General features: G+C 63.3%; 26 protein-coding genes and 2 pseudogenes. 15 read left to right on the plus strand and 13 right to left on the minus strand.

Translation table 11 applies throughout. From position 1 onward, the window contains the following. Positions 1 to 120 (minus strand): annotated as a pseudogene (locus P0D87_RS12055) (DNA-binding response regulator); the annotation flags it as partial. A 356-nt stretch (positions 121 to 476) separates the two neighbouring features. Here P0D87_RS12055 and P0D87_RS12060 point away from each other — a divergent pair. The 4 genes from P0D87_RS12060 to P0D87_RS12075 are packed head-to-tail and all read left to right on the plus strand — an operon-like array spanning position 477 to position 3,271. Beyond that, complete coding sequence (locus P0D87_RS12060; RefSeq protein WP_053860361.1) at positions 477 to 827, plus strand: hypothetical protein; 351 nt, start codon at positions 477 to 479, stop codon at positions 825 to 827. Between the two features lie 12 nt (positions 828 to 839). After that, complete coding sequence (gene hpnI / locus P0D87_RS12065) at positions 840 to 2,249, plus strand: bacteriohopanetetrol glucosamine biosynthesis glycosyltransferase HpnI (RefSeq protein WP_053860362.1); 1,410 nt, start codon at positions 840 to 842, stop codon at positions 2,247 to 2,249. Next, positions 2,239 to 3,075 carry a hopanoid biosynthesis-associated protein HpnK gene (hpnK, locus tag P0D87_RS12070; RefSeq protein ID WP_053860363.1) on the plus strand — a complete coding sequence of 279 codons (837 nt, stop codon included), beginning with the start codon at positions 2,239 to 2,241 and terminating at the stop codon, positions 3,073 to 3,075. Before hpnI ends, hpnK begins: the two co-directional genes overlap by 11 nt. 49 nt (positions 3,076 to 3,124) lie before the next feature. Beyond that, positions 3,125 to 3,271 carry a hypothetical protein gene (locus tag P0D87_RS12075; RefSeq protein WP_321175830.1) on the plus strand — a complete coding sequence of 49 codons (147 nt, stop codon included), beginning with the start codon at positions 3,125 to 3,127 and terminating at the stop codon, positions 3,269 to 3,271. A 347-nt stretch (positions 3,272 to 3,618) separates the two neighbouring features. Here P0D87_RS12075 and P0D87_RS12080 read toward each other — a convergent pair whose 3' ends face one another. From P0D87_RS12080 to P0D87_RS12090, 3 genes are read right to left on the minus strand one after another with little or no spacing between them, the layout of a single operon-like run. After that, positions 3,619 to 4,446 (minus strand): universal stress protein, encoded by an 828-nt coding sequence (locus tag P0D87_RS12080; protein ID WP_053860364.1) that lies wholly within the window; start codon positions 4,444 to 4,446, stop codon positions 3,619 to 3,621. Next, the gene (locus P0D87_RS12085; RefSeq protein ID WP_053860365.1) at positions 4,443 to 4,949 is read right to left on the minus strand and encodes a universal stress protein; all 507 of its coding nucleotides are present in this window, start codon (positions 4,947 to 4,949) and stop codon (positions 4,443 to 4,445) included. Before P0D87_RS12085 ends, P0D87_RS12080 begins: the two co-directional genes overlap by 4 nt. 33 nt (positions 4,950 to 4,982) lie before the next feature. Next, the gene (locus P0D87_RS12090; RefSeq protein ID WP_053860366.1) at positions 4,983 to 5,819 is read right to left on the minus strand and encodes a universal stress protein; all 837 of its coding nucleotides are present in this window, start codon (positions 5,817 to 5,819) and stop codon (positions 4,983 to 4,985) included. A 221-nt stretch (positions 5,820 to 6,040) separates the two neighbouring features. Between P0D87_RS12090 and P0D87_RS12095 the strand changes: the two genes are divergently transcribed. Next, positions 6,041 to 6,556 (plus strand): flavodoxin family protein, encoded by a 516-nt coding sequence (locus tag P0D87_RS12095; protein WP_053860367.1) that lies wholly within the window; start codon positions 6,041 to 6,043, stop codon positions 6,554 to 6,556. Between the two features lie 24 nt (positions 6,557 to 6,580). Here P0D87_RS12095 and P0D87_RS12100 read toward each other — a convergent pair whose 3' ends face one another. Further along, positions 6,581 to 7,879: an NRAMP family divalent metal transporter gene (locus P0D87_RS12100; RefSeq protein WP_053860867.1), complete on the minus strand. Its 1,299-nt coding sequence runs from the start codon at positions 7,877 to 7,879 to the stop codon at positions 6,581 to 6,583. A gap of 74 nt (positions 7,880 to 7,953) precedes the next feature. After that, positions 7,954 to 9,585: an oleate hydratase gene (locus P0D87_RS12105; protein WP_053860868.1), complete on the minus strand. Its 1,632-nt coding sequence runs from the start codon at positions 9,583 to 9,585 to the stop codon at positions 7,954 to 7,956. A gap of 231 nt (positions 9,586 to 9,816) precedes the next feature. On the opposite strand from P0D87_RS12105, the gene P0D87_RS12110 reads away from it, so the two are divergent. The 4 genes from P0D87_RS12110 to P0D87_RS12125 are packed head-to-tail and all read left to right on the plus strand — an operon-like array spanning position 9,817 to position 12,821. Continuing rightward, entirely contained in the window at positions 9,817 to 10,170 is a 354-nt protein-coding gene (locus tag P0D87_RS12110) for a hypothetical protein (RefSeq protein WP_082367187.1), read from the plus strand. A gap of 47 nt (positions 10,171 to 10,217) precedes the next feature. After that, on the plus strand, positions 10,218 to 10,691 hold the full coding sequence (locus tag P0D87_RS12115; RefSeq protein ID WP_053860368.1) for a universal stress protein: 474 nt from the start codon (positions 10,218 to 10,220) through the stop codon (positions 10,689 to 10,691). 42 nt (positions 10,692 to 10,733) lie between these two features. After that, positions 10,734 to 11,774 (plus strand): zinc-dependent alcohol dehydrogenase family protein, encoded by a 1,041-nt coding sequence (locus tag P0D87_RS12120; protein ID WP_053860369.1) that lies wholly within the window; start codon positions 10,734 to 10,736, stop codon positions 11,772 to 11,774. 51 nt (positions 11,775 to 11,825) lie between these two features. Continuing rightward, a complete protein-coding gene (locus P0D87_RS12125; protein WP_053860370.1) occupies positions 11,826 to 12,821 on the plus strand; it encodes a bifunctional enoyl-CoA hydratase/phosphate acetyltransferase in 996 nt (331 codons plus the stop codon). Between the two features lie 53 nt (positions 12,822 to 12,874). On the opposite strand, the gene P0D87_RS12130 is transcribed toward P0D87_RS12125, so the two are convergent. From P0D87_RS12130 to P0D87_RS12145, 4 genes are read right to left on the minus strand one after another with little or no spacing between them, the layout of a single operon-like run. Continuing rightward, positions 12,875 to 13,552, minus strand: coding sequence for a nitroreductase family protein (locus P0D87_RS12130; protein ID WP_053860371.1), 678 nt, complete (start codon positions 13,550 to 13,552; stop codon positions 12,875 to 12,877). A 30-nt stretch (positions 13,553 to 13,582) separates the two neighbouring features. Next, positions 13,583 to 14,617, minus strand: coding sequence for an Acg family FMN-binding oxidoreductase (locus P0D87_RS12135; RefSeq protein WP_053860372.1), 1,035 nt, complete (start codon positions 14,615 to 14,617; stop codon positions 13,583 to 13,585). A gap of 37 nt (positions 14,618 to 14,654) precedes the next feature. Further along, positions 14,655 to 16,103: an MBL fold metallo-hydrolase RNA specificity domain-containing protein gene (locus tag P0D87_RS12140; protein WP_053860373.1), complete on the minus strand. Its 1,449-nt coding sequence runs from the start codon at positions 16,101 to 16,103 to the stop codon at positions 14,655 to 14,657. Positions 16,104 to 16,153: 50 nt separating this feature from the next. Next, complete coding sequence (locus P0D87_RS12145) at positions 16,154 to 16,393, minus strand: hypothetical protein (protein ID WP_053860374.1); 240 nt, start codon at positions 16,391 to 16,393, stop codon at positions 16,154 to 16,156. 292 nt (positions 16,394 to 16,685) lie between these two features. On the opposite strand from P0D87_RS12145, the gene P0D87_RS12150 reads away from it, so the two are divergent. Further along, positions 16,686 to 17,132 carry a hypothetical protein gene (locus P0D87_RS12150; protein WP_053860375.1) on the plus strand — a complete coding sequence of 149 codons (447 nt, stop codon included), beginning with the start codon at positions 16,686 to 16,688 and terminating at the stop codon, positions 17,130 to 17,132. A gap of 27 nt (positions 17,133 to 17,159) precedes the next feature. Here the strand turns inward: P0D87_RS12150 and P0D87_RS12155 are convergent. Beyond that, positions 17,160 to 18,276: pseudogene (locus P0D87_RS12155) on the minus strand (PAS domain-containing sensor histidine kinase). 338 nt (positions 18,277 to 18,614) lie between these two features. Between P0D87_RS12155 and phbB the strand changes: the two are divergent. From phbB to P0D87_RS12175, 4 genes are all read left to right on the plus strand, one after another. Further along, positions 18,615 to 19,361 carry an acetoacetyl-CoA reductase gene (gene phbB / locus P0D87_RS12160; protein ID WP_053860376.1) on the plus strand — a complete coding sequence of 249 codons (747 nt, stop codon included), beginning with the start codon at positions 18,615 to 18,617 and terminating at the stop codon, positions 19,359 to 19,361. A gap of 284 nt (positions 19,362 to 19,645) precedes the next feature. Further along, positions 19,646 to 20,071 carry an Hsp20/alpha crystallin family protein gene (locus tag P0D87_RS12165; protein WP_053860377.1) on the plus strand — a complete coding sequence of 142 codons (426 nt, stop codon included), beginning with the start codon at positions 19,646 to 19,648 and terminating at the stop codon, positions 20,069 to 20,071. Between the two features lie 90 nt (positions 20,072 to 20,161). Continuing rightward, positions 20,162 to 20,812, plus strand: a complete 651-nt coding sequence (locus P0D87_RS12170; RefSeq protein WP_053860869.1) for a BON domain-containing protein — start codon at positions 20,162 to 20,164, stop codon at positions 20,810 to 20,812. A 91-nt stretch (positions 20,813 to 20,903) separates the two neighbouring features. Beyond that, positions 20,904 to 21,152 carry a hypothetical protein gene (locus tag P0D87_RS12175; RefSeq protein WP_053860378.1) on the plus strand — a complete coding sequence of 83 codons (249 nt, stop codon included), beginning with the start codon at positions 20,904 to 20,906 and terminating at the stop codon, positions 21,150 to 21,152. A 70-nt stretch (positions 21,153 to 21,222) separates the two neighbouring features. Here the strand turns inward: P0D87_RS12175 and adhP are convergent, their stop codons facing one another. Continuing rightward, positions 21,223 to 22,248 carry an alcohol dehydrogenase AdhP gene (gene adhP, locus P0D87_RS12180; protein WP_053860379.1) on the minus strand — a complete coding sequence of 342 codons (1,026 nt, stop codon included), beginning with the start codon at positions 22,246 to 22,248 and terminating at the stop codon, positions 21,223 to 21,225. A 246-nt stretch (positions 22,249 to 22,494) separates the two neighbouring features. On the opposite strand from adhP, the gene P0D87_RS12185 reads away from it, so the two are divergent. After that, on the plus strand, positions 22,495 to 23,184 hold the full coding sequence (locus P0D87_RS12185; protein ID WP_053860380.1) for a CBS domain-containing protein: 690 nt from the start codon (positions 22,495 to 22,497) through the stop codon (positions 23,182 to 23,184). A gap of 171 nt (positions 23,185 to 23,355) precedes the next feature. Here the strand turns inward: P0D87_RS12185 and arcC are convergent, their stop codons facing one another. Then, the gene (gene arcC / locus P0D87_RS12190) at positions 23,356 to 24,264 is read right to left on the minus strand and encodes a carbamate kinase (protein ID WP_053860381.1); all 909 of its coding nucleotides are present in this window, start codon (positions 24,262 to 24,264) and stop codon (positions 23,356 to 23,358) included. Positions 24,265 to 24,273 lie beyond the last annotated feature (9 nt).

A 24,273-nucleotide genomic window follows, 5' to 3' on the forward strand; every position in this document is an offset into this window, starting at 1 on the left:
CAGCGCGAGGCCTGCTTTATGGCCGTCGCGCGCCCAGTCGACCGTGAAACCCGCCTGACGCAGACCCGCTTCGACCCCGCAGCCGATCAGATCGTCGTCTTCAACCAGTAGTACACGCATGGGACTGAAATTCCGTTGAGTGTTGTGATCGTGATTGCAATGCACCGCGGAAAGCGGCGATGAAGCCCGCAGTTTAACCGCGCTGTTCATGGCGGGTTCTACTGCGGTCTGCTTAAGGTTTCCTTCAGCTTGAATCGCTACTATCGCCCATCAACAGCTTACTGTCTTGTGAGTGACAGGAGCGTGCGGCGTCGCGTCGAGTTGCGAGTTTGGCTCGACGCGGTTCCAGTACATCGATGGAAGGCATGGCGACCGCGGTGGCGGTTTTATCGGCTGCGATGAGCGGCTCCGGATGCAGGCGCCGGTTCGCCACAAGAAGCCGTGCATGCTTTTTCATCGCGCTACGAGACAAAGCCATGAAGCCAGTCACTGCCGATATGTTGCGCGCGCACCTAATGGTCGCTTCGCTCACGGCTGTCGCCGCCGACCTGCTCGCGTGCGTGACGGTCTTTGTGGATCCCGGCGCCGAGCATCTGTTTGTCTCAGCGGCTTTCCGGCTTTCTTCTATCGCGGTGATGGCCGGCGGCGTCATGGTCGCGCGCCAGTTCGGGCAAGCCGCGTTCCGGGCCGCCGTCGCAGACCACCATGCGAGCGTTGCATCTGCCTGCACGAGGCCGGTCGATCTCGCATCGGACTGCCCGCGGCTGTGGCTTGTCGTGCTGCATCTGCGTCTCACGGGGAAGCCATTTGTCCTGAGCGAACGTTGACGGAGCGCGGCAATGGCATCCCATGCATTACCGGTATCCGAATGGCTTCTGCTTGCCGGCTGCGTCGGCGCGTCGCTGTATGCTGTGGTGGCTGCGCTCGCGCTGCCGTTCTTTGCGCTGCGCGGCAGTACCGCCTATCGCTTTGGCTTTCTCGATCACGCCGCTCGTGCTATCGACCCGGCGAGCCTCGTGCACGGTGCAACGCTTGATGCGCTCGGCTCGCGTTCGATCCATCCGTTCGCGCCGGTCGGCGTGAGCGTGCTCAAGCCCTTGTGCGGTGCCGAGCCGCGCCTGTATGAAAACCTGCGAAGCTTCTGCGAGCAGCGCCTCGCGCATTTCCAGCTGGTGTTCGGCGTGGGTTCTGCCGACGATGCCGCGATTGGCGTGGTGCGCCGTTTGCAAGCCGCGTATCCGATGCTCGACATCGAACTCGTGATCGACGCGCGCGTGCATGGCAGCAATCTGAAAGTGAGTAATCTGATCAATATGGCCGAGCGCGCGCGGCATGACGTGATCGTGATTGCCGATAGCGATATTGCCGTCGAAGCCGATTACCTCTGCGCCGTCGCCACGCCGCTGGCCGATCCATCTGTCGGTGTCGTCACCTGTCTGTATGTCGCGCACGGCGTGAGCGGTTTCTGGTCGCGGGTAGGCGCGCTCTTCGTCAACGAATGGTTCGGCCCGTCGGTGCGCGTCGCGCATATGGTCCGATCGCGCCGCTTCGGTTTCGGCGCCACGCTTGCTTTGCGGCGCGAGACACTCGACCGCATCGGTGGCTTCGGGCGCCTGAAGAACTGTCTCGCGGACGATTACTGGCTCGCCGAACACGTGCGCGCCCTCGGTTTGCGAACCGTGCTGTCGCGAATGATGGTCGCCACCGACGTCACCGAAACAACGTTCACCGCGCTCTGGCAACGCGAGACGCGCTGGTTGCGCACAATACGTTCGGTGAATCCGCTCGGCTTTGCCTTCCTCTTCATGACGTTTGCTACGCCGTGGCTCGTTCTCGGCGTCGGGCTCACGGCTTGCCTTGTTGCAAGTCAGCAAGGTGCCCTGCATGGCTGGCCGGCGTATTTGACCGCGGTCAATATGGCCGCGGGCCTGGCCGCGCGCGTCGTGCTGCACGCGCGTGCAGTGCGCCAGCAACAGGCATTGCATCGCGGGTTGAGGGACGGGGCAGGGGACGCGTTGTCGGCCGCTTTATCGGACACATTGTCGGACGCATTCGGCCTGGCTTTCTGGCGCGATCTGCCGCTCGTACCATTGCGCGATAGCTTGCTGCTCGTGCAGTGGATCGCCAGCGCCTTCGGCTCACATGTCATGTGGCGAGGCGTCAGAGTGCCGGTTGGAACTTCGCGTTCCGCGTCGCGCGGCGGGCAGTTGCCGTTGATGGATACCATCGAGGCGTCCGATGGCCGCTAAGCCGCGCGCACTTATCGTGACTGCCGACGACTTCGGCCTGCATCCGCGAGTGAACGCAGCCGTCGAGCAGGCTCATGTCAGCGGTGTGCTGACGGCCGCGAGCCTGATGGTCGGTGCACCCGCCTCGAGCGACGCAATCGCGCGCGCCCGCGCGATGCCGAATTTGCGCGTGGGCCTGCATCTCGTACTCGCCGACGGCGACCCCGTCATGCCGCGCGCCGGCATCGCTTCATTGCTCGACGAACATGGGCGCTTCGGCAGCAACATGGTGCGCGACGGGATACGCTTTTTCTTCCTGCCGCACGTGCGCAAACAGCTTGCCCGAGAAATTCGCGCGCAGTTCGAGGCGTTCGCCGACAGCGGGCTCACGCTCGATCATGTCAACACGCACAAGCACTTTCATCTGCATCCGACGGTGCTCGATTTGATCCTCGAAATTGGGCGCGAGTTCGGCATGAAGGCGATGCGCCTGCCGTTCGAAGTCAATGCGCCATTGTGGTTGCGCCCCTGGATCGCGAGGGTGAGGGCGCGACTCGACGCCGCCGGAATTCTCCATAACGATTATGTTGTCGGCGTGGCCGACAGCGGGCAAATGGATGAGCGTGCGTGGCTCGCGGCGCTTGCTGCTTTACCGGACGGCGTGGGCGAGATCTATTGCCATCCTGCGGTTGCAGGGGAGAGCGCATTGACTCGCGGTATGCGCGCGTATCGTCATGCGGATGAATTGAAGGCGTTGCTCTCGACGGACGTCGCTCTCGCGATTCGACGCCTTGGCGCGAAGACCGGCGGGTTTGCCGACGTGTTGAGCGGCCTCCAGGCAAACTGAAATCCGCTTCCCACTTACCATCGAGCAAATGCTTAGGGGCGGAGTCGAGGTGCTGATGCTCGTCAATGGCAATGATCGCTTCCATCGACGAACGGATGATCGCCATCATGTGCGCTTCGTTCAGACCGGACTGCGCGAGCGCGGCATTGGCTTCACTGTAGGCGGAACAGGGTTCCCGACGCGCGCGCAAGTATGAATGCGCTCGCCTCGCGACAAGCAACGCGGCGGCGATACAGATGAACTGCACGGGATCGAACCAGCTCAACCGCTCGTGCGATACCGCCGTGCGCGACGTGGGCGCCTGACCGCTGACGGACATTTGCGCCTCGTCGAATGATTGCAGACAAGAATTGGTTGCGCTGCAAGACGCCACCGCCGTGGCCCCGCCGCAGGCAGCTGCTTTGCTTTGGGGGTCTGGCCCACCCTCCAGTGAACGCTGGGCCCCCGCGCGCAAGCCCTGATAGTTGCGCTCATTGTCCGCGAAACGCCGGATTCATGCCCGGGCCAGCGTCGCTGGAACCCGCGCTCGCGGATGCCTGCAGCTCAATGTGACATGAGTACCGGCGTGGTCATCGACTGAAGCAGGGTGCGCGTGACGCCGCCGAGGATGCGTTCCTGCGCGCGCGCGTGACCATAGGCGCCCATCACCAGAAGGTCGATGTGGCGGTCGGCCAGTGTGTTGAGCAGCGTCGTGCCGGTGTGGGCGTTGGATATGCCGGGTATGGCGGCGAAGCCGGCCTCGATGCCGTGCCGCTGGAGCCAGGCGGCTACGTCGATGCCGGCCGGCTCACGATGGTGCGCATCTCGCTCCATCGTCACGACCGTCACGAAGCTGGCGCGACGGATCAGCGGCAAGGCATCCATCGCGGCGCGCGCGCTTTCGCGGCCGCCGTCCCACGCGATCATCACGCTGTCCATACGGGAGTGCACGGCGCCCGCATACGGCAGGACGATTGCAGGCCGTCCGGAGCCGATGATCACATCGTCCAGAAAATGGCGCGCGACGAACGCATTGCGATCGTCGGGATCGTCCTGGCCGAGGATCAGCAGGTCGGCATGACGCGCGTGCATGATGGCCGTGGGCGTCGGGGCGCCGTCCGGCGCGCGCCACTCGGCGCTGACCCCGGCGCGAGCGGCGGCCGCAACGAAGCGCGCATGTGCGTTTGTCTTGTTGGCACTACGTTGCGCCTCGCGGCTGCTCGACCAGATGTCCTCGCCGTCCATCAACAGAGGGTCCGCCGGCGCCTCGCAAACCGCGTATACGCAGATGAGGTGGGCGTCGTGGCGTGCGGCGGTTTCCAGCGCATAGTCCAGTCTTGCCGCGCTGCGCGCGCTGTCGTCCAGGTGCACGAGCAGGGTTTTGCAGTTCATGACGGCTCCTTGATCGGTTCGCCCGGGCCTTGGACGACGCTAGTGGAGGAGGATGCACACTGAGAGGAAATCAGCAGTACGGGGCAGGTGGCAATGCGCAAAAAGCGCTCGGCGACGCTACCGAGCATCAGCCGCTGTACCCCGTGCCGGCCATGCGTGCCCATCACGACGACGTCCGCGCCGAACTCCTGTGCGGCGGCCAGGATGCGATGCGCAATATCGTCACCGGCCAGTTCGGTTTCGACAAGGCGTGCTGGTCCCTTGACGCCGGATGCGGCCATCAGCGCAGTCGCGTCGGCGAGCACGCGCTTGCCCTCCTCGACGAGCGCGTTGCGCACATACGAGGGATCGTAGCCGGGCACGTCGTAGATCAGCAGCGGCACGTCCACGACGAAAAGCGGCTGCAGTCTCGCGTCGGACTCGCGCGCCAGATTAAGGGCAGCGGCGAGCGCCCGCGCCGAAGTTTCGCTGCCGTCGACGGCAACGAGGATTTTTTTATACATGGCGACACTCCTGAAAAGACAAGAAGCCGGCGCTCAATGCGACATCAGCACCGGCACGGTCATCGACCTGAGAATCGTGCGCGTCGCGCCGCCCATCACCAGTTCGCGCCAGCGCGCATGACCGTATCCGCCCATTACCAGCAGGTCGGCTCCTGCGTCGGCTACCTGCGAGAGCAGCACCTCGCCGACCGAGCCATCGGCTCCTGTTTCGATGTCGACCACATCGACATGCACACCATGGCGCGCGATCACGGTGGCGATGTCCGCGCCGGGAATGCGAAGGCTTCCGCCGTCTCGCATGCCGTTGACGGTGAGTATCGTGGTGCTTTTTGCCGCGCGCATGAACGGCAACGCGTCATGCACGGCGCGCGTGGCTTCGCGGCTGCCGTCCCACGCCACCAGAACTCGGCTGCCCGTCGTCGGCTTATTGCGGGCATATGGCACGAGCAGCACCGGACGACCGCTCGACAGAATCAGGTTCTCGGGGAACAGGTCGCCGACATAGGATTCGGCGTCGCCTGGATTATCCTGACCGGCGACGATGAGATCCGCGCAGCGGCCAAGTCGCGGCACGGCAAAGCTCGCGGACTCGTCGACGGCGATCCATTCGCCTTCGACTTCCGCACGCCGCAGTTCCGCATGGAATAGCCGCTGGAGCGCCGCGCTCCGTTCCGCGCGTCGCTCTTCATGCTCGCGGTAGTACTCGGCCGTACCGGCCATCACGTACAACGACCGCGGGTCGGGCGAGAAGACCGCGAATACACCGGTCAGATGCGCGCCGAACCGTTTAGCGAGAGACAGTGCGGTTTCTAGCCGCGGATGGGCGGTTGGGCTCGTGTCGAGATGTACAACGATAGTCTTGTAGCTCATGGCGGGCGCTCCGGGAGAATGAGTAACGACGCTGGGACAGGTGAGCTTGAGTCTAGGAATGATCGCGCGCGCCTCGTTGATGCAGATCAACGGCGCCACAGGTGCCGTGCGTCGCGCGTGGGTTGACTTAGGTCATGAGCAGGTCTGCGCCGGCCTCTATCCTCGGGACATGCATGGCGCACGAGTGCGCGCCATTGCGCTTTCCATCAAAGGAGCGAGTCATGTCCGAGCCACGCGTTCTCGTCGTTTTTTTCTCGCGTACCGGTACCACCCGCAGGCTTGCTGGCGCGCTCGCAGGCATGTTGTCCGCTGACATCGAGGAAATCTGCGACTTCAGCGAGCGTCGCGGAGCGTTGGGGTATCTGCGCTGTGTTATCGACTCATGGCGGAAGCGGCCGGCCGAAATCGTCCCGGCGGGGCTCGATCCGTCACAGTACGACCTTGTGCTCGTGGGTACGCCAGTCTGGGCGGGCGCGGTGTCGGCACCGGTGCGCGCGTACCTGCTGCAAAACCGCTCGAGGTTCCGCCATGTCGGATTCTTTTGCACCTTCGGGGGCCTTGGCGCAGGCACGGCTTTCGACGAAATGCGCGCGCTCGCAGGCAAGGCGCCCGTCGCGCAATGCAAGGTGCGCGCTGCGCAGGTGCCGCGGGGCGTGGGGACCACAGCGCTCGAATCATTCGCGGGCGTACTGGAACGTCACCTCGCGCACTACGTGGCGCTGGAATGGAGTTGCTGATTGGTTTGCGCCGCGCCGGCTTGTCTAGCGCGGCAGCAACATCATCAGCGCCGCCGCGCCCATCACCGCTGCCGCGACCCAGCCCAGCGCGATAAGCGGCCGGCTCGCGATGAAATCGCCCATCACCGCACGTCTCGTGACCAGCAGCAGAATCACAACCATCAGCGGTACGGCCACTACGCCGTTGATCACAGCACTAACGAGCAGCGCTTTCATCGGACTGATCGATGAAAACTCGATTGCGAGCGAGACCAGCACGCTCACGGCGATGATGCCGTAAAAGCCTCGCGCGTCGCGCAGCTTGCGCTCGAGCCCCTCTGGCCACCCGAGCGCCTCAGTCAACGCATAGGCGCCCGAACCGGCAAGCACTGGCACGCCGATAAATCCCACGCCGAGTATGCCGAGCGAGAAGAGCAGATAGGCGAAGTCGCCCGCAAGCGGCCGCAATGCGCTCGCGGCCTGGGCGGCCGTGGCGATGTCTGTGACGCCAGCGGCATGCAGCGTGACAGCGGTGGCGAGCATGATGAACCAGGCCGTGACGTTCGAATAGAGCATGCCGCTCCAGGTGTCCCAACTGATACGCCGCAGTTCCGCACGCGCCTCGCGCGCGTCGTCCACGAGCGGCGCGCCGTTCGGATGGGCGCGCATGTCCTCGACTTCTTCCGACGCCTGCCAGAAGAACAGGTACGGGCTGATCGTCGTACCGAAGACGGCGACCACCATCGCCGCGGCATCCGCATTCACATCGAAGCGCGGCCAGAGGGTGCGCAGCCCCACCTCGCGCCACGGCACCTGAACGACGAACAGCACCGCTGCGTAGGCAAGCAGCGAAACCGTCAGCCATTTCAAGAAAATCACGTAGCGATGATAGGGCACGAAGATCTGCAACAGCAGTGTCGCCAATGCAAAGCACACGGTCATCACGTGACGGTCGATGCCACTGACGAGTTGCGCGACTTCGCCCATCGCGGCGACATCGGCGGCGATGTTGAGTGTGTTGGCCACGAGCAATAGCAGCACCACGCCATAAAGCACGACGGGCGGAAAAGCCTCCTTGATGTTGGCGGCGAGGCCCTTGCCGGTCACTCGGCCCAGGTTCGCGCACATCGACTGGACGGCCGCCATCAGCGGAAACGCAAGCGGCATGGTCCATAGCATGTTCAGCCCGAATTGCGCGCCGGCCTGCGAATAGGTGGCGATGCCGCTGGGGTCGTCGTCGGCGACACCGGTGATGAGGCCGGGCCCGACGCGCGCGAGCGGATGCTCCTTGAGCCGCGCCAATACCGTGCGCTGACGTTTCAGCGGTGTTGCGTCGAGCTCCACGGCGTTCCCCTCGAGCAGGCGTTTGCTTCGTTGCGCGTCATGTCGGAGCCACGCGCTGTACAAACATCGGTCCGTTAGTGGCTGCGTAAAGCGGAAGCCGCGCCGTACACCACGCGCGGATCGTGCTGACCTTTATACACAGCCGGAGCGGTCCGATCCAGACCAAGCAGTGTGTAGACAGCGGTCTGAGCGGAGCGAACCGAATATTCGACGGTGAACACGACGTCGTTCGGCAACTCGCAAAACTGTCCGACGAATGCAAGATTCGCCCAGCCCTCGGGCACGACCTGCGGCCGGTCGCCGTGCTTGCGGGGCAGGAACTGGCTCGTGATGAACGGCATCAGGCACGGAATGCAGATCGCGTCGTCGACGATGCGCCGAGCCTGCGCCTCGATGTGCAAATGGCCGAGAAGCTCTGTCACGATCTCGCGGCCCGTGCATTCGGCCATCGGTTTGGCGACGAAATTGCCCGGCCGGTCGACGAAAAGCCCATAACCCCAGAACACTTGCACGTCCTTCGGCTGACCCATGAAATGCGGCTGATGCGGCAGCACGATCGACATGAGCCAGCCCGATTGCGGGAACGTAATCAGGCCGCCTTCGCCCGGCACATTGCCGGTCAGATCGCGGATCAGGCGGAATAACGCAGGATCGTGCAGTGTCGCGGTAAACGAAAGCCACCGCGATTCGTCGACGTGATCGGCGAATACCGAAGGATGACCGAACTCGCCGCGTCCGGCCGCGATGGTTTTCCAGAGCGCCCAAGCGCCGCTGCTGTCGTGCTGATTGAACGCCGCAGCGCGATTCGTGGCGCCGAGGCTCGACCCTGCGGTCATCGAGCCGAGCGTGACGATGACCTTGTCGTTTTCGCCGACCGGAATTTCCGCGCGGCCGTTACCGTGTTCACAGACGATGCCGGCGACGCGGTTCAGTTCGCCACTTTCGTCACACCGCAGATCCAGCACTCGCGTGCCGGTGCGGAATTCCACGCCGTGTTCGTCCAGCCATTTGCGCAGCGGCCGCACCATGGAGTCGTACTGGTTGTAGACCGTGCGCATGATGCCGTGCAACTGGTTGAAGCCCGGCGTCATATGCGCGAAGCGCAGCAGATAGCGGCGGAACTCGGCAGCGCTGTGCCAGGGCTGAAAGGCGAACGTCGTGCACCACATGATCCAGAAGTTCGTCTCGAAGAAATCGCGCTCGAAATGGTCCGAGATGCGACTGTCACCGAGCAGTGCTTCCGGTTCGAGCGCAAGACGGCCAAGCGTCAGCAGGTGTGTCTCGGCGAGCCCGTACACAGGTGCGTCCTCACGTTTGCCGTCGCGCACGAGCCGCGCTTTGGACGACGTGCGAAGCGTCTCGTTCCAGTCGAAGATTTCCTTCGTCACGCTGCTGCGGCCGTCGAGCGTAGGAATCGAGTCGAACAGATCATAGGTGCACAGGTACTTGCTTTCCAGCATGCGGCCGCCGCGCACGACGTAACCATCCTGTGGCGTACCCGCGCCGTCGAGACTGCCGCCGGCCTTGCCGAGGGCTTCCAGAATCGTGATGTGGCAGCCGGGCACATCGGCGTCGCGGATCAGAAAGGCAGCGGCCGCGAGCGACGCAATGCCGCCGCCGACAAGATAGAAATGGCCGCGGCCAGTCGCTTCGTCGCGAGCCTGATGTGTCAGCGCACCCACATCGGCATGGTCGGATTGGTTCATTTGATGGTCCCGCAAGATAATGGCCGTGAACGTATACACCATACCCGCGAAGTGCGGAGGCGCGTTGCGCTGGGTCAACGTGGCGCACGGTGGCTCGGCCTTCCGAACTCGTTGACGCAGGTCAATCGTCAGATAGCGATACGCGCTCATGATCCTCTCATCGACTTGCTGGCCCACGTGGCTTTTGCTGCCGCAACGGTCGACGGAAAGTGCAGTTTGCGCGGAGGCGGTATGGGAATCGATATGCAGATCGTCTACCTCGGATTTGCGGGGTCCGCGCAAATCGAGTCTGAGGCGGCCGCCCAGTTGGTGCGTCTCGAGCGGTTCGGCGGATGCATCTCCGGATGCCATCTGGCACTGGAAGCCATACGCGAGCGTGCCCCGCACGACGTAGCGGGCGCGCGCGGCGACATGCCTGAGAACCTTCGAGACGAACGCCTGTTCGACGCGCGCCTCGACCTCGTGCTGCGCACCGGAGAACTCGTTCCCATCGAACACCGGCAAAGCTCCGATCCCGATGAAGCGGTGCAGGCAGCCTTCGACGCGGCGCAGCGGTTTCTCGAGCGCCATGTCGCGCGCGCCTGATTTGCAACGTCATTTTCAACATCATCAAGCATTTTCAGGAGGCAGATATGTACGCGAATATTGTGGTTGCGCTCGACGGCAGCGATGCAGCGAAGCGCGCGCTCAGCGAAGCGATTCAGCTGGCGAAGCTCTCGCGCGGCAAGCTGACCGCCGTCTACGTGCTGGATCAGTCGGCGGCGTTCACCTACGCAGGAGCCTGCGATCCGAGCCTTCTGACCGACGCCGCGCGGCAGGTCGGCATCACGCTGCTGCATGGCGCGCTGGCCCAGATGCGCGAGCTGAACGTCGTGGGCGACACCGAGATCGTGGAGACCCAGGGCATTGCCGAGGACATCGCCGGCGCGTTGCTGCGCTGCGCACAGAGGCGCGGCGCGGACCTTGTCGTGATGGGCACGCACGGACGGCGCGGATTCCGGCGCATGGTGATCGGCAGTGTTGCGGAGCGTTTCCTTCGCTATGCGACATGCCCCGTTCTGCTGGTTCGCGAGCCCGCCGACGCGAAGCCCGAGGCGCCGCTTTGACGCGATCTGGCCGCTAATCTCCTCGACTATTGGAGTCATCTCGTGAAAGCACTGGTTTATCACGGCGCCGGGCAAAAATCGCTCGACGAGCGGCCGATGCCGGAACTCGCGTCCCCCACCGACGCCATCGTCAAGGTCACGCGCACGACGATCTGCGGCACCGACCTGCATATCCTGAAGGGCGACGTCCCCACCTGCGAGCCCGGCCGCATTCTCGGCCATGAAGGAGTGGGAATCGTCTATCAGGTTGGCGCTGCCGTCAGCACGCTGAAAGAGGGCGATCCTGTGCTTATCTCGTGCATTTCGTCGTGTGGGAAGTGTGACTACTGCCGGCGCGGAATGTACTCGCACTGCGCGACGGGCGGGTGGATTCTTGGCAACCGGATCGACGGCACGCAAGCGGAATATGTGCGCATTCCTCACGCGGAAACAAGCCTGTACCGCATTCCCCAAGGCGCGCACGAGGACGCGCTAGTGATGCTTTCCGACATCCTGCCGACCGGCTTTGAATGCGGTGTTCTGAACGGCAAGGTTGAACCGGGAAGCACCGTGGCGATCGTCGGCGCGGGGCCGATCGGGCTCGCGTCGCTGCTTACCGCGCAGTTCTATTCGCCTGCGCAGATAGTGATGATCGACCGCGACCCTTACCGTCTGGAGGTGGCGTCGCGCTTCGGGGCGACAGCGTGCATCGATAGCGGCGTCGACGATCCGGTGGCAAAGCTCATGAAGCTCACCGCCGGAACGGGCGCGGATTGCGTGATCGAGGCCGTGGGTGTGCCCGAAACTTTCGAGCTATGCCAGGCGCTGGTGGCGCCTGGCGGCGTCATCGCCAACGTGGGCGTGCATGGCGTGAAGGCGGATCTGCATCTGGAATCGCTGTGGGATCGCAACATCTCCATCACGACGCGTCTCGTCGATACGATCAGCACGCCGATGCTGTTAAAGACCGTGCGCGCCGGCCGGCTCGACCCCGAGAGCCTGATCACACATCGCTTCAAGCTCGACGATGTATTGAAAGCCTACGAGACGTTCGGCGATGCGGCTCGATCGCATGCATTGAAGGTCATCATAGAAACGGCTTAAGGAGTCGTGCAAAGGAGGCAGGGTGCCCAACAGGCAAAAGGCATTTCCAGGATGAACGCATATCCGGCAGCCGCCATTCCGGTGGCGGGTTCGTTTCCCGGGCTCATGCAGGGTCTGCACGGCGAACCGTCGCCGCTGCTGCGGCTAGCGCTCGAGCGCGCTCCTGTGCGCATGGCGGTGGTGCATCCGTGTGACAGTCCGAGCCTTGCCGCGCTGAGCGCGGCCTGGAGGGCCGGCCTCATAGAGCCGGTGATCGTGGGGCCGCGTGAGCGTATCGAGGCGTTGGCGACGGCGGCACGCATCGATCTCGCCGGCATTGAAATCGACGATGTACCGCACAGTCATGCGGCCGCGGCGCGTGCCGTGGAACTCGCGGCTCGTGGCCACGTGCAGGCGCTGATGAAAGGCAGCCTGCATACCGACGAGCTGATGTCCGCCGTCGTCCGGCCGGAATCCGGCTTGCGCACAGACAAGCGGATATCGCATTGTTTCCTGATGCATCTGCCGTCGTATGAGCATCCGTTCATGATCACGGACGCTGCGGTCAACGTGGCTCCCGACCTGGAACAGAAGCGCGGCATCGTTCAGAACGCCATCGACCTTGCGCACGCGCTCGGCCTTGCGCTTCCACGAGTCGCGATCCTCGGCGCCGTTGAAACCGTTAATCCCCAGATGCGCTCCACGCTCGATGCGGCAGCCCTGTCGAAAATGGCCGACCGCGGACAGTTGAGCGGCGCGCTCGTCGACGGGCCGCTCGGCTTCGACAACGCCATTTCAGTCAGGGCGGCACGGTTAAAGGGAATCGCGTCGCCCGTGGCCGGGCGCGCCGATATTCTGGTGGTCCCCGATCTCGAGGTCGGCAACATGCTCGTCAAACAACTGGAATTCCTGAGCGGAGCAGCCAGTGCCGGCATCGTCCTCGGCGCGAAGGTGCCCATCGTATTGACGAGCCGCGCCGACAGCGTATCGGCGCGCATTGCCTCGTGCGCGCTGGCGGTGCTGCTTGCTCAGCAGGATGGCAGTGCAAACTGTGCGCGTTCCGCCTGAGCGAGGGCAAGCATTGTGTGAAACGTTTCTGGCGCGCGGGACAGCGTCGAGGCCTAGCCCGCGTTTTGCAAATCGGTTGCATCGAAGTGGCCGACGCTTTGCGCAAGGACGGGTACGCTGTCGCGCGACAGGCGCATTTCGGCACCGAGGGTGCTGCGGTTCAGCCAGCTTCTCGCCGCCACCGCCAATCCAGCAGCGGCACAAAACAGATAGACGTTCTGCACGATGGCGCCTGCGCTTGCATAGGCAAACGGCTCGCGTTGGGACGGCGCGATGTCCTGCATGCGGGCAAGGTCGGCGACATACACCAGCTCGACGGGCGCCTCGCCGACGAAATCCTGATAGCCGGTCAACGCGCGCAGATCGGCTGCGATCACGAGGTCGAGGCAATGCTGCAGCGGATCGTAGCGATACATGCCGCGCGCGAGCGCCACATAGACGTGGATTTCGTGGAGTGCGAGAACGGAAGGCGCGGTGCGTCTGTCGTTTCCTTCAGGATCTTTTCGGTTCACGCCGTTGGCGGCCCACAGCATCTGCCCGAGCGTTGCGTCGTCGAGCCCGGTTTCGGCGAAGCGTCGCGTCGTGCGCCGTTTCGAGAAGGCGTCCATGATGGGCATGCCGCCGCTCAGCGCGGGCTGTGGCAGCGCGATGCGCGGTGCCGCCTCGCCATGCACGGGGCGTGCCTCCGTCGCGTTGGGTGTTGTGGTGCCGAGTCTGAAATAGTGCTTCATGGCAAGCCTCGTCGGACAGGCGTTTAACCTTCAGGACACGACGTCGGCGAGCGGCCGTCGCGGTGAATGGACCGCAGGGCGTTTAGCGCGGCCGACGCGCAACACGAGCTGCGGTACAGCGTCCATTCCCAGCAGGGCGCGCAACTGCTCGCGCAGGGCGCTCACTTCGATGGGCTGATTCAGATAAGACGCCGTGACGCCAGCATTGGCCGCGACCAGCAACAGCCGCTCAAGCGCCTGGCCGGCTGCGAGCCACGCTGGCATGTCGTCCGTCGACGTCGCGAGGCAGACGAGAAGCGGCGACCCTTCAGCGAGTGCATGGTGCGCGGCGGCAAGCCCGCCACCCAGATCGAACGTGCGGACGACCGAGGCAAGGAGCGGCGCGGCGAGATCGAGCAGCGCGGTCATGCCTGCCGACAGCGCGGGCATGCCGTCTTCCCGGCGTCGCGGGTGAATCCAGGTGGCCAGCTCGCGACGGAAACGCGGGTCGTCGAACTGGATGCGGTCGGCCGCGGCGACGAGTTCGGCAACTTTCTCCCGCACCGGCGCGCTCGAGATGCAGACGGCATCCGCACCCTCGGCGTCCGCGGCGTCGACGACTTCTTGAAGGACGCCCGAGGGAAGCGGCTCATCCCTGAAGAGTTCACGAGTGGTCACGCGCTGACGGATCGCCGGGAATAGCGAGGTGAGCGCCGCGTCGCAATGACCTTCGCGGACGACCTGCACGTGTGCCAGCACGTCCGGATCGAGGCGCGAAGGAAACAGCGTGATGGCGTATGCGAGCCCGAAGTGACTGAGCGCGACGCGCAGGTTGAAGAGCGCTGCGCCGCAACTGATGATCAACTCCCGATCGAACGGATCGACCACCGGCAACGCCCGTAACCGGTCGGCGCAGAGCGTCACGCTGTCGCCATCGACGATGAAATGCCACGGCTGCGTGTTGTGACTGGACGGCGCCAGCACTGCGTAGCGTAGCGCGAATCGCAGCTTTTCGTGGGTGCCCGCGGTGCTGTCCAGTTCACGTTTGTCGACCGACCAGGTGGCCGTCTGCGGCAATGCGCTCATGTCGTGGTCTCCTTTACGAACTCATGTCCTCACTGTGTCAGGGGACGCTGTAGGCGGGTTGATCTGGATCAGCCGGCATGCAGTGGCCGACGCCGGCGCGCGAGTTTACGGCCAGCTCGTCGGCGGTTCCCGGCAATTCGACCGTTTCGAGGTAGATCGGCACTTCGCAGCGCCAGTGATAAGTCTCTTCGATGTGACGTCGCATCGCGTCGGCGGCCGCCGGCTCGCCGTGGGTGACGAAGGTGCGCTGCGGCGGCTCGGGTATCGAACGCAGCCAGGAAAGCAACTCGGCATAATCGGCGTGGGCCGATAACGACGAGAGGTTCGCCACCGATGCGCGTACCCGCACATACTCGCCGTGAATCTTTATCTCATGCGCGCCGGCAGCGAGCGTCGCGCCGCGCGTGCCGGCCGCCTGATAGCCGACCAGCGCAATCGTGTTGCGGTAATCGGGAGCGAACGCCTTCAGGTGATGTACCACCCGTCCACCAGTCGCCATACCGCTGCCCGCAATGACTACCATCGGGCCATGCCGCCCCAGAATCGCCTTTGATTCGTCGACGGTTCGCACCATCTGCGCAGCGTGGCTTATTGCGTGAGCCTCGGTCGAGCTCACGCGGTGTTCGCCCACGTGACGCCCGTAAAGCTGCGTGACGCTCGTCGCCATGGGGCTATCGAGAAACACCGGCACGTTTGCCATCCTGCCGGCCGCTTTCAGTTGCGCAATGTAGTGAAGAATCGATTGCGCCCGTCCAACTGCGAAACAGGGAATCACGACAATGCCGCCGCGCCGGAACGTGCTCGTAAAGACTTCCGCAAGCTCGGCGGCAGGATCGGTCTTCTCGTGAAGCCGGTCGCCGTAGGTTGACTCGACCACCAGATAGTCCGCGTGCGCAAGCGGCATGGGCGCGCGCATGATCGGGTCGTCCGGCCGGCCGATGTCGCCCGAAAAAGCAATGACCTTGCCCTCGACGCAGAGCACGACGCTGGCCGCGCCGAGGATGTGGCCAGCGGGCAACAACCGGAAGCATGCGTGCTCATTCAGTCGTTTCGGGACGTCGAAGTCACGCGGTTCGAGCAGTTCGAGCGCATGTTCGGCGTCTTCAACGGTGTAAAGGGGCAGCGCGGGACGATGTTTCGACCGACCGTGCCGGTTCACGTAGGCAGCTTCTTCTTCCTGCAGTCGTGCGCTGTCGCGCAACATGATCTCGCAAAGATCGCGAGTGCCGCGAGTGCAGTAGACGGGTCCGCGATAGCCCATGCGAGTCAGTACCGGCAGGTAGCCGCAGTGATCCAGATGAGCATGGGTGAGGATCACCGCGTCGAGAGTGCCGATGTCGACAGGCAACGGGTTCCAGTTGCGCAGGCGCAGATTTTTAGTGCCTTGAAACAGACCGCAGTCAATCAGGATCCGCAGCCCCGCGCCTTCCAGCAGGTACCTGGAACCAGTGACGGTTTCTGCCGCACCGAGAAAGGTCAGTTTCATTTTTCATACCTCGCAGTCGAGCGATAGCCGCGCGTAGCCAACAATCGTATTCAGCCCACCGGCGCTCCCGCGCATGTATCGCTCAGTGCTTGCGCAAAACGTCGAAACGCCTGCAACGAGCCGGCAACGCTTTGATATTTCTGTCGGCCAATCTGACCGTCGAGCGTGACGAGCATGCCGGCGTTGCGGGCAAGCGTGAGAATCCGGCCGATGTCCTCGCCGCTGTCTGCGGCGTCTTGCAACGGGTTGTCGGTCGGCGTGTTGCCGGCATGCGGGGCGGTGTTTGACATGGTGGTCTCCTGGTGAAGATTGCTGTTGTGGTGAGTTCAGTAAAGGCGATGGGACGGGCCAGATAAATCAGATCTCGCTGACACCGCAGTCAGTTTTCATGCGCTGGTGTCAGCGGTTCCCTACAACGGTGCGCGTAACGGATGTCAGGGAATCTTCCGGCTCGCGGGTACGGCACGCCGACGACAGACGATGATCCAGGTCAAATCCGCAGGGGCGTCCTCGCCATACTTTTAGGGCGAGCGAGTGGTTTGCGCGGTACGTCGTACCGGAGACCGATGACGGGGGGTAGATATGAATAATGTATGGGTGCCGGTTACAGGGCTGCTGATCATCATGTTGGTGGGCTGCAGTACGCAAGGGTTCACTGCGGCATACCGCGACACCGAAATCGCGCTTGGAAACGCGCGCGAGTCGGCGCGCGTCGATTGCCCGACCCAGGCCGACTGTGAACGCTTGTGGCGACGCACCGAAATATATGTGACGCAACACTCTGCGACGCCGGTCCGCCGCTCCGATGACTCGAAGATCGAAACGGCCGAGCCGCATACGTTCGGCGCCGTCTATGTATGGGCAACCCGAACGACCGGCGGCAAGGGCACCTCGACCATTCAGATCAGAGGCATGTGCCGCGGCATGTATCGCGCGGACGGCGCACCGGGCATGCTGTATAAAACCTGCGCTGAACAGATTCGCGCGGTCGAAACAGGCTTTCGCGCGTTCATCGGCGCTTCGTCATGACCTTGACGTGAACTTGCACAGCGTCAGTCAATCGGGCGGGGTCGCAGCCAACCGAATCGCACTGAGCGGTATGCGCGCGGCGATCCTGAAGCCCGTGCCAGGCGCGCTGTCGATCGTGAGCGTGCCACCCAGTTGACGCACACGCTCACGCATCCCCAGCAGACCAAGGGAGCCGCGTGCGGAAGCTTCTTCCACGAGGGCTCCGCGGCCATTGTCCTCGATGTTTAGACTCCAGCCATGAACGTCGTTCGACATGTCGATGGTCACTTCGCTTGCCTGCGCATGTCGCGCCACGTTGGTTAGTGATTCCTGCACGATGCGATAGATCGTGGCCGACGCAAACGGCGTCATGGCCGAATCGTCGACGGCGAGGCGCAGCGTGACTTTCACATGAAAGCGCTGGGCGAAATCGTCGGCCAGCCATTCGAGGGCGGCGCCAAGGCCGAGGTCATCGAGCATCGGTGGGCGGAGATTGGCGGCGATACGTCTGAGCGAGGCCAACATGTTGTCGATCTGCCGTTGCAGTGCATTCGTTGCACCGGGCACCGTTTGAACTGCGCCGGGCATTATCTGTTGCTCCAGCGCGGCGACGCCCATTTTGAGCGCGGTAAGCTGCTGGCCGAGGTCGTCATGCAGTTCACGCGCAATGCGCCTTTGCTCGTCCTCGCGGGCAGCCTGCATTTGCGTGGAAAGCTCGTTTGCGTGCTCCAGTTCCGCGAGGCGCTAGTTCGCTCATGTCGCGTGTGATTTTCGCGAAACCGACCAGCGCGCCAGAAGAATCGTATACGGCCGTGATTGTGACGTCCGCCCAGAATCGGGAGCCGTCGCGGCGCACCCGCCACCCGCGGTCTTCAGCACGGCCCTGGGCGGTAGCGAGCGCGAGTTCACGTCCCGGTTTGCCGGCGGCAACGTCTTCGGGGGTATAGAAGATCGAGAAGTGCCGTCCGATTATCTCTTCGGGTGTGTAGCCTTTGATCTTTTGTGCGCCGCTATTCCAGCTCGCCACGTGCCCTGCGTCGTCGAGCATGAAAATCGCATAGTCCTGGACGGCGTCGATCAACAACTGATAGCGGTCCTCGACCGGTACGTCCGAATCATTGGCCGCATTGAAGCCGAACTTTCCACTGTTCCGGTCGAGAATCACTGGTCCTCCCTCCGATAAACGCGGCGAATGGCGAACGTCACCGAACCGTAGGTGATGTGCTGCATAAGGCGGAACAGTCAGTTTACGCCGATTGCTCCATTTGTTCCCGCCTATCGCCAGCTCCTTTCCCGCGGGTTAGCGGCGTCGCGCCTGCAGCGGGGTTCAGATCCGGTGCGAGCGGCGTCGTGATTGATGCATATCAACCGGCTGCCGGCGACCGCGCCTACATTGGAACCAGCGTTGCCGCGCACGCGTTCGCTACAGTTTGTCGCCGAATCCGCGCCCGGCGCTTCATCAAGTCAGGAGGTTGACCATGGCACCACAACGAGGGAAACATCATGCCGGCTAAGCGTGTTGCTTTTGTTACTGGCGGCATGGGCGGGCTGGGTGCCGCCATCAGCCGGCGTCTTGAGGATGCAGGCATGGTCGTCGCTATGTCGCATTCGGAACGAAACGACCACGTCGCCACCTGGCTTACGCGTGAACGAGAGGCGGGCCGTCACTTCGTAGCCTACGAGGCCGACGTGTCCAGCTTCGACTCGTGCGCGCGCTGCGCCGAGCGGGTGCTCGCGGATTTTGGCACGGTGGACGTTCTCGTGAATAACGCAGGTATCACCCGCGATTCGAGCTTTGCGAAGATGACGAAGGAAGATTGGGACAAGGTGCTGCGCACCGATCTCGACTCTATGTTCAACATGACCAAGCCGCTGCTCGGCGGAATGATCAACCAGAAGTTCGGGCGAATCGTAAACGTCAGTTCGGTGAACGGCGCGCGGGGCGCGTTCGGTCAAACCAATTACGCGGCGGCGAAGGCGGGCATTCACGGCTTCACGATGTCGCTCGCACTGGAGACGGCGCGCCACGGCGTTACCGTCAACACGGTGTCGCCCGGCTACCTCGCCACCGCGATGACCGCAGCCGTGCCCACCGATGTGATGGAAACAAAAATCTTGCCGCAAATCCCAATGGGCCGTCTCGGCCAACCGGACGAAGTCGCGGCGCTGGTGGCATTTATCTGTTCGGACGACGCGGGGTTCGTTACGGGTGCCGATTTCGCGATCAACGGCGGCATGCACATGCGATGAATCGTCCATCGGCTTCCCAGGACTTTCGCCGAATACGGCGGTCTTTCCCGGCGAACGCGCTGCCGTGACCTTGCCATGCGGCTCGCTTGACGCACGTCAATCGGTGTCCCATAGCAGAGCCTAAAGTCCTTTATACAGCGTGCCCAATACTGCAGCCGGAGCTAAGCGAATGCGGTGTACCGGACACATTGCAACGCGCCGTCGCTGCCCGCACCTTGGGTGTACGCGATACGCGCAGTCCGACCTTTTGTCGTTATGTCATTCACCAGGCCAGGAGCACGACGATGAGCAACTTGACACGATTTGATCCATTTCCGCTGGAACCCATGTCGGAACTCTTTCAGGGGCTGTTTCGCCCGATGCGCGCCGCGGGCGGCGAGCCGCTTGCCGATATGAAGGTCGACGTGACCGAGAGCGACAGCGGATACACCGTGAAGGCAGAATTGCCCGGAGTCGACAAGAAAGATATCGACGTGAAGATCGATGGCAACCTCGTCTCGATCAGCGCAAAAGTCGAACGCAATCAGGAAATGAAAGAGGGCGAACGGGTGATTCGCCGCGAGCGATACGCGGGCGCAGTCAGCCGTGCTTTTTCGCTTGCAAGCGAAGTCGACGAAGGTTCCGCTGCGGCGGAATACAAGGATGGCGTGCTCTCGCTCACGCTGCCGAAGAAGGCGCCGTCCGAGCGCAAGCGTGTGCAGGTCAATTGAAGTAAATCAACCGGCCCCGATGTCGCAGTGCTCGCCGCAGCATTGCGCGCGCGGCGACAAGTGCGGCGTTACATCAACAAGGAGCTTGCAATGAAGTCGGACTTCGAATTGAAACGCCAGGTCGAGGAGGAATTGGCCTGGGATCCGGCAGTCGAGATCACGGACATCGGCGTCGAAGTACACGAGCGCGTCGTGACGCTGTCGGGTCATCCAGCCAGTTATGCGGCAAAACTCGCGGCCGAAAAAGCCGCGCAGCGTGTAGCCGGCGTAAAAGCCGTGGTCGTCGAGATGAATATTCGCTTGCCGCACTCGGACGTGCGGACGGACGAGGAGATTGCCAACGCCGTTCGCTCGATGATGCGCTGGACGGTCGGCCTGAGCGAAGAGGCGGTCAAGGTACAGGTCGAGAAAGGCTGGGTGACGCTACGCGGCGAGGTAGACCGGGCGTTCCAGAGTCATGTCGCCACTCGCACCATTTCGCACATGCGCGGCGTGACGGGCGTTTCAAACCTCATCCGCATCGGCGGCAAGGCCGCCGCGCAGGATATCGGCGAGCAGATCGGCAAGGCGTTGCAGCGTCACGCCGAGCGCGAGGCGAAGCACATCGAAGTCAGGGTGCACGAGGGGACGGTGACGCTGACGGGCAAGGTCGATTCGGCAGGCGAGCGCTCCGCCGTGCGCGGTGCTGCTTGGGCGGCGCCGGGCGTGCATGCAGTCGTCGACAACCTGACGGTGGCATAGGCATCATCCGTCTGCTTAAGCACAGGGCCGGTGCGGCTCAAATGCGCTGGCTCGCCTGACTCACAGAATTCCGGGCAACGAGGAGCGATTCATGACGATTTCGGGCAAGGTGGGCGACGGCGACTGGTCAGTTGCCGCAACCACACATCGCACGCCGGGCGGATACGACTGCTCGATTCAGCTTAGTCACCACACGCCGCGAGGCGTGTTCAGACACGAGTTCATGCACAGCAGCATCTTTCCGACGGAGCGCGAAGCGATACTCGCGGGCCTGAGCGAGGGAATGGACTGGGTCCGGCTCAAGATCTCGAATACGCTTTCCGTCCCCGCTGGCGGTTGACTGGCCCGGCCGCAGTGAGGTTCACCGCGGCCGCCCGTCAGGTTCAGTTTCGCACTCGGCCAGGCGCCGTTCAGTCAAACTTCAGCACGATTCGCCCATCTACCTGGCCGCTCCTCAGCGCTGTAAAAACATGATTGATGTTTTCCAGCCGGTCGAGGTGAATCCGCGCGCGGACGTGACCTTGCACGGCGAAGTCGAGCGATTCCTGCAAGTCGCTACGGGTGCCGACAATCGAGCCACGCACGGTGATGCCGTTGAGTACCGTGGAAAAGATCGGCAGGGGAAAATCGCCCGGTGGCAATCCGTTCAGCGCCACAGTGCCGCCACGGCGCACCATGCCGAGCGCCTGTGCAAAAGCGCTGCGTGAGACGGCGGTCACGAGCACGCCGTGCGTCCCGCCAATTTCCTTCTGGATTGCCGCGGCAGGGTCGCATTCGAGCGCGTTGAACGCTAGCTCCGCGCCGAGCTCCCGTGCGAGAGCCAGCTTGTCGTCTGCGATGTCGACGGCCGCCACGCGCAAACCCATCGCAATCGCATACTGAACCGCAACATGGCCGAGTCCTCCGATTCCGGAAATGGTGATCCATTGGCCGGGCCGCGTGTCGGTCATGCGAATGCCTTTGTACACCGTGACGCCGGCACATAGGATGGGCGCGATGTCTTCGAATGCGACGGACGCGGGCAGATGCCCGACGTAGTTCGGATCGGCCAGCACATACTCGGCGTAAGCGCCGTTGACGGAGTAGCCCGTGTTCTGTTGCTCGTGGCACAGCGTTTCCCATCCGCCGAGGCAATGCTCGCAGTGTCCGCACGCGGTGTAGAGCCATGGCACGCCGACGCGATCGCCTTCTTTCACATGCGTGACACCATCGCCGACGGCGGCGACATACCCGACGCCTTCGTGGCCAGGAATGAAAGGCAGTGCCGGTTTGACCGGCCAGTCGCCGTCGGCGGCGTGCAAGTCCGTGTGGCAGACGCCCGAGGCCTTTACATTGACGAGAATCTGTCCGCGCCCGGGCTTCGGTATGGCGATTTCTTCGATGCGCAGCGGCGCGCCGAATTCATGTACGACAGCGGCTTTCATCAATTGAGCCATGAACTTTCTCCTCACGATGGTGATGTGCCGACCAGTATCGGCTTCATGCCCCCGACGAAATTGACCTGGGTCATTCAACTGGAAGAGGCGCCGCTGCACGCGAGCCTCGCCCGGATGATCCACGTCAAACGGAGGGGCGCCGTGCAGGCCTACTCTGAAATGACACGAGGGCTCATCGCGTCCGCCGACTCAGAGACGCGTCGCCTCGGCCCTCAATTCAACGACTCTATTTTCAGGAGGCTCACCATGCGCGCATCCGATGTCATGACCACCAGCGTCATTTCGGTCACTCCCGACATGACTATCCGTCAGGTCGCTAAGTTATTTTCCGACAACGGCATCAGCGGCGCGCCGGTGCTGGATACGGACGGCCGCATCGCCGGCCTGATCAGCGAAGTCGAACTGCTTCGCCGCAGCGAGATCGGAACGGACGAGCACAAACGCGCGTCGTGGCTCGATTTCTGGTCCGCGAGTCACGAGGCGCGCGATTACGTCAAGACCCATGCGGCCAAGGTGAGCGACGTGATGACAACTGATGTGGTGACCGTGCGGCCCGACACGCCGCTCGGCGAAGTTGCGGGCATTCTCGAGGCACGGCACATCAAACGCGTGCCCGTGACGGAAGCCGGACGGGTGATCGGTATCGTTAGTCGTGCCAATCTCGTGCAGGCGCTCGCGAGCTTGCCGGATGAACCCGTGTCGGACGCCAGGCTCTCGGACGCCGAAATCCGCACCGTCCTGATGGGCGAGCTGGCGGGGCGCAAATGGGGCTTTGCCGGTCGTAACATGGTGGTGACAGACGGCGTCGTGCATCTATGGGGCGTCTTCCAGTCGGCGGAGGCGGTGGATGCCGTTCGCGTGGCGGCGCAAAAAGTGCCCGGTGTCAAACGTGTGGAAGATCATACCGAGCCGTATCAGATGATGCCTGGCATCTAGCAGGCGGGAGCCAGCCCGCTGCGGGCGGCGTGCAGGCTCGGGGGCGTCGTGGAGAAGGGTGCTGTGCCTCCGGCCCGTCAGGCGGCGGCGCCGCTGTCCACGCCATAGCCGAGGTCGCGCGAAGAAAGGCGGCCTTGCAGGTTCCCGGCTGGTCCGCCCCCCGGACGGAACTCACCGCGTGACCTGAGTGCCCGCTGTTCCGGCTGCCATGGCCTCGATGTGTTCGAGCGAGCCGATTACCGCACGTTTTCCCATCCGGGTGACAAAATCGCACGCGGCATCGACCTTGGGGCCCATCGAACCCGCGGGAAATTCGAAAGTCCGTAGCTCGGCGACCGTGACGTTGCGCAGCGCGCGCTCGCGCGGTGTATGCCAATCGGCGTAGACGGTCTCCACGTCTGTTGCGATCAACAGCACATCGGCATCCAGCTGGGCGGCCAGTAACGCGCTGCACAGGTCCTTGTCGATTACCGCTTCGACTCCGCTTCTGGTCCGTCCGTCTTCGGCAAGGGTTACCGGGATGCCGCCGCCGCCGGCTGCAATGACGATGACATCGTGTTCGAGAAGCCACTGCACCGGCTTCAATGCTTCGATATGTTTGGGTTTAGGCGAAGCCACCACGCGTCTGAAGCCGTCGCCGTCCGCGGCGATGCGCCAGCCGTTGCGCTGTGCCAGCACTTGCGCTTGCGCCTGCGTATAGACGGGCCCGATCGGCTTGGTCGGATGAGCAAACGCGGCGTCGTGAGCATCCACTTCGACGCGCGTCAGCAGCGTGGCGACCTGCCGTGCAGCAGGTAATGCATTCGCCAGTTCCTGCTCGAGCAGATAGCCGATCATGCCTTCCGACTCGGCATCGAGCACGTCGAGCGGCGCTACGTCCTGCGCACCGCCTGCGGCTGCCTGCATCGCAAGCAGTCCGACCTGGGGACCGTTGCCGTGGGCGACGACCAGCTGGTTGTGATCCGCGAGCTTTGCGATCTGCGTTGCTGCGCGGCGAATATTGGCGATTTGATGCGCCATGGTCATCGGTTCGCCGCGGTGAAGCAGCGCGTTGCCGCCCAGCGCTATCAGAATGCGCATGTGTGTCCC

It is taken from the genome of Paraburkholderia sp. RL17-368-BIF-A, from assembly GCF_046054045.1.
Lineage (GTDB): Bacteria > Pseudomonadota > Gammaproteobacteria > Burkholderiales > Burkholderiaceae > Paraburkholderia > Paraburkholderia graminis.

Excerpts from the sequence above, each read along its gene's own strand:
- P0D87_RS12130 (WP_053860371.1), bottom strand. The coding sequence starts at position 13,552 with ATGAAGCACTATTTCAGACTCGGCACCACAACACCCAACGCGACGGAG.
- P0D87_RS12140 (WP_053860373.1), bottom strand. The coding sequence starts at position 16,103 with ATGAAACTGACCTTTCTCGGTGCGGCAGAAACCGTCACTGGTTCCAGG.
- P0D87_RS12135 (WP_053860372.1), bottom strand. The coding sequence starts at position 14,617 with ATGAGCGCATTGCCGCAGACGGCCACCTGGTCGGTCGACAAACGTGAA.
- P0D87_RS12080 (WP_053860364.1), bottom strand. The coding sequence starts at position 4,446 with ATGAACTGCAAAACCCTGCTCGTGCACCTGGACGACAGCGCGCGCAGC.
- P0D87_RS12095 (WP_053860367.1), top strand. The coding sequence starts at position 6,041 with ATGTCCGAGCCACGCGTTCTCGTCGTTTTTTTCTCGCGTACCGGTACC.
- P0D87_RS12175 (WP_053860378.1), top strand. The coding sequence starts at position 20,904 with ATGACGATTTCGGGCAAGGTGGGCGACGGCGACTGGTCAGTTGCCGCA.
- P0D87_RS12185 (WP_053860380.1), top strand. The coding sequence starts at position 22,495 with ATGCGCGCATCCGATGTCATGACCACCAGCGTCATTTCGGTCACTCCC.
- P0D87_RS12090 (WP_053860366.1), bottom strand. The coding sequence starts at position 5,819 with ATGAGCTACAAGACTATCGTTGTACATCTCGACACGAGCCCAACCGCC.
- P0D87_RS12060 (WP_053860361.1), top strand. The coding sequence starts at position 477 with ATGAAGCCAGTCACTGCCGATATGTTGCGCGCGCACCTAATGGTCGCT.
- adhP (WP_053860379.1), bottom strand. The coding sequence starts at position 22,248 with ATGGCTCAATTGATGAAAGCCGCTGTCGTACATGAATTCGGCGCGCCG.
- P0D87_RS12085 (WP_053860365.1), bottom strand. The coding sequence starts at position 4,949 with ATGTATAAAAAAATCCTCGTTGCCGTCGACGGCAGCGAAACTTCGGCG.
- P0D87_RS12115 (WP_053860368.1), top strand. The coding sequence starts at position 10,218 with ATGTACGCGAATATTGTGGTTGCGCTCGACGGCAGCGATGCAGCGAAG.
- hpnK (WP_053860363.1), top strand. The coding sequence starts at position 2,239 with ATGGCCGCTAAGCCGCGCGCACTTATCGTGACTGCCGACGACTTCGGC.
- arcC (WP_053860381.1), bottom strand. The coding sequence starts at position 24,264 with ATGCGCATTCTGATAGCGCTGGGCGGCAACGCGCTGCTTCACCGCGGC.
- P0D87_RS12110 (WP_082367187.1), top strand. The coding sequence starts at position 9,817 with ATGGGAATCGATATGCAGATCGTCTACCTCGGATTTGCGGGGTCCGCG.
- P0D87_RS12170 (WP_053860869.1), top strand. The coding sequence starts at position 20,162 with ATGAAGTCGGACTTCGAATTGAAACGCCAGGTCGAGGAGGAATTGGCC.
- P0D87_RS12105 (WP_053860868.1), bottom strand. The coding sequence starts at position 9,585 with ATGAACCAATCCGACCATGCCGATGTGGGTGCGCTGACACATCAGGCT.
- P0D87_RS12150 (WP_053860375.1), top strand. The coding sequence starts at position 16,686 with ATGAATAATGTATGGGTGCCGGTTACAGGGCTGCTGATCATCATGTTG.
- hpnI (WP_053860362.1), top strand. The coding sequence starts at position 840 with ATGGCATCCCATGCATTACCGGTATCCGAATGGCTTCTGCTTGCCGGC.
- P0D87_RS12165 (WP_053860377.1), top strand. The coding sequence starts at position 19,646 with ATGAGCAACTTGACACGATTTGATCCATTTCCGCTGGAACCCATGTCG.
- P0D87_RS12145 (WP_053860374.1), bottom strand. The coding sequence starts at position 16,393 with ATGTCAAACACCGCCCCGCATGCCGGCAACACGCCGACCGACAACCCG.
- phbB (WP_053860376.1), top strand. The coding sequence starts at position 18,615 with ATGCCGGCTAAGCGTGTTGCTTTTGTTACTGGCGGCATGGGCGGGCTG.
- P0D87_RS12125 (WP_053860370.1), top strand. The coding sequence starts at position 11,826 with ATGAACGCATATCCGGCAGCCGCCATTCCGGTGGCGGGTTCGTTTCCC.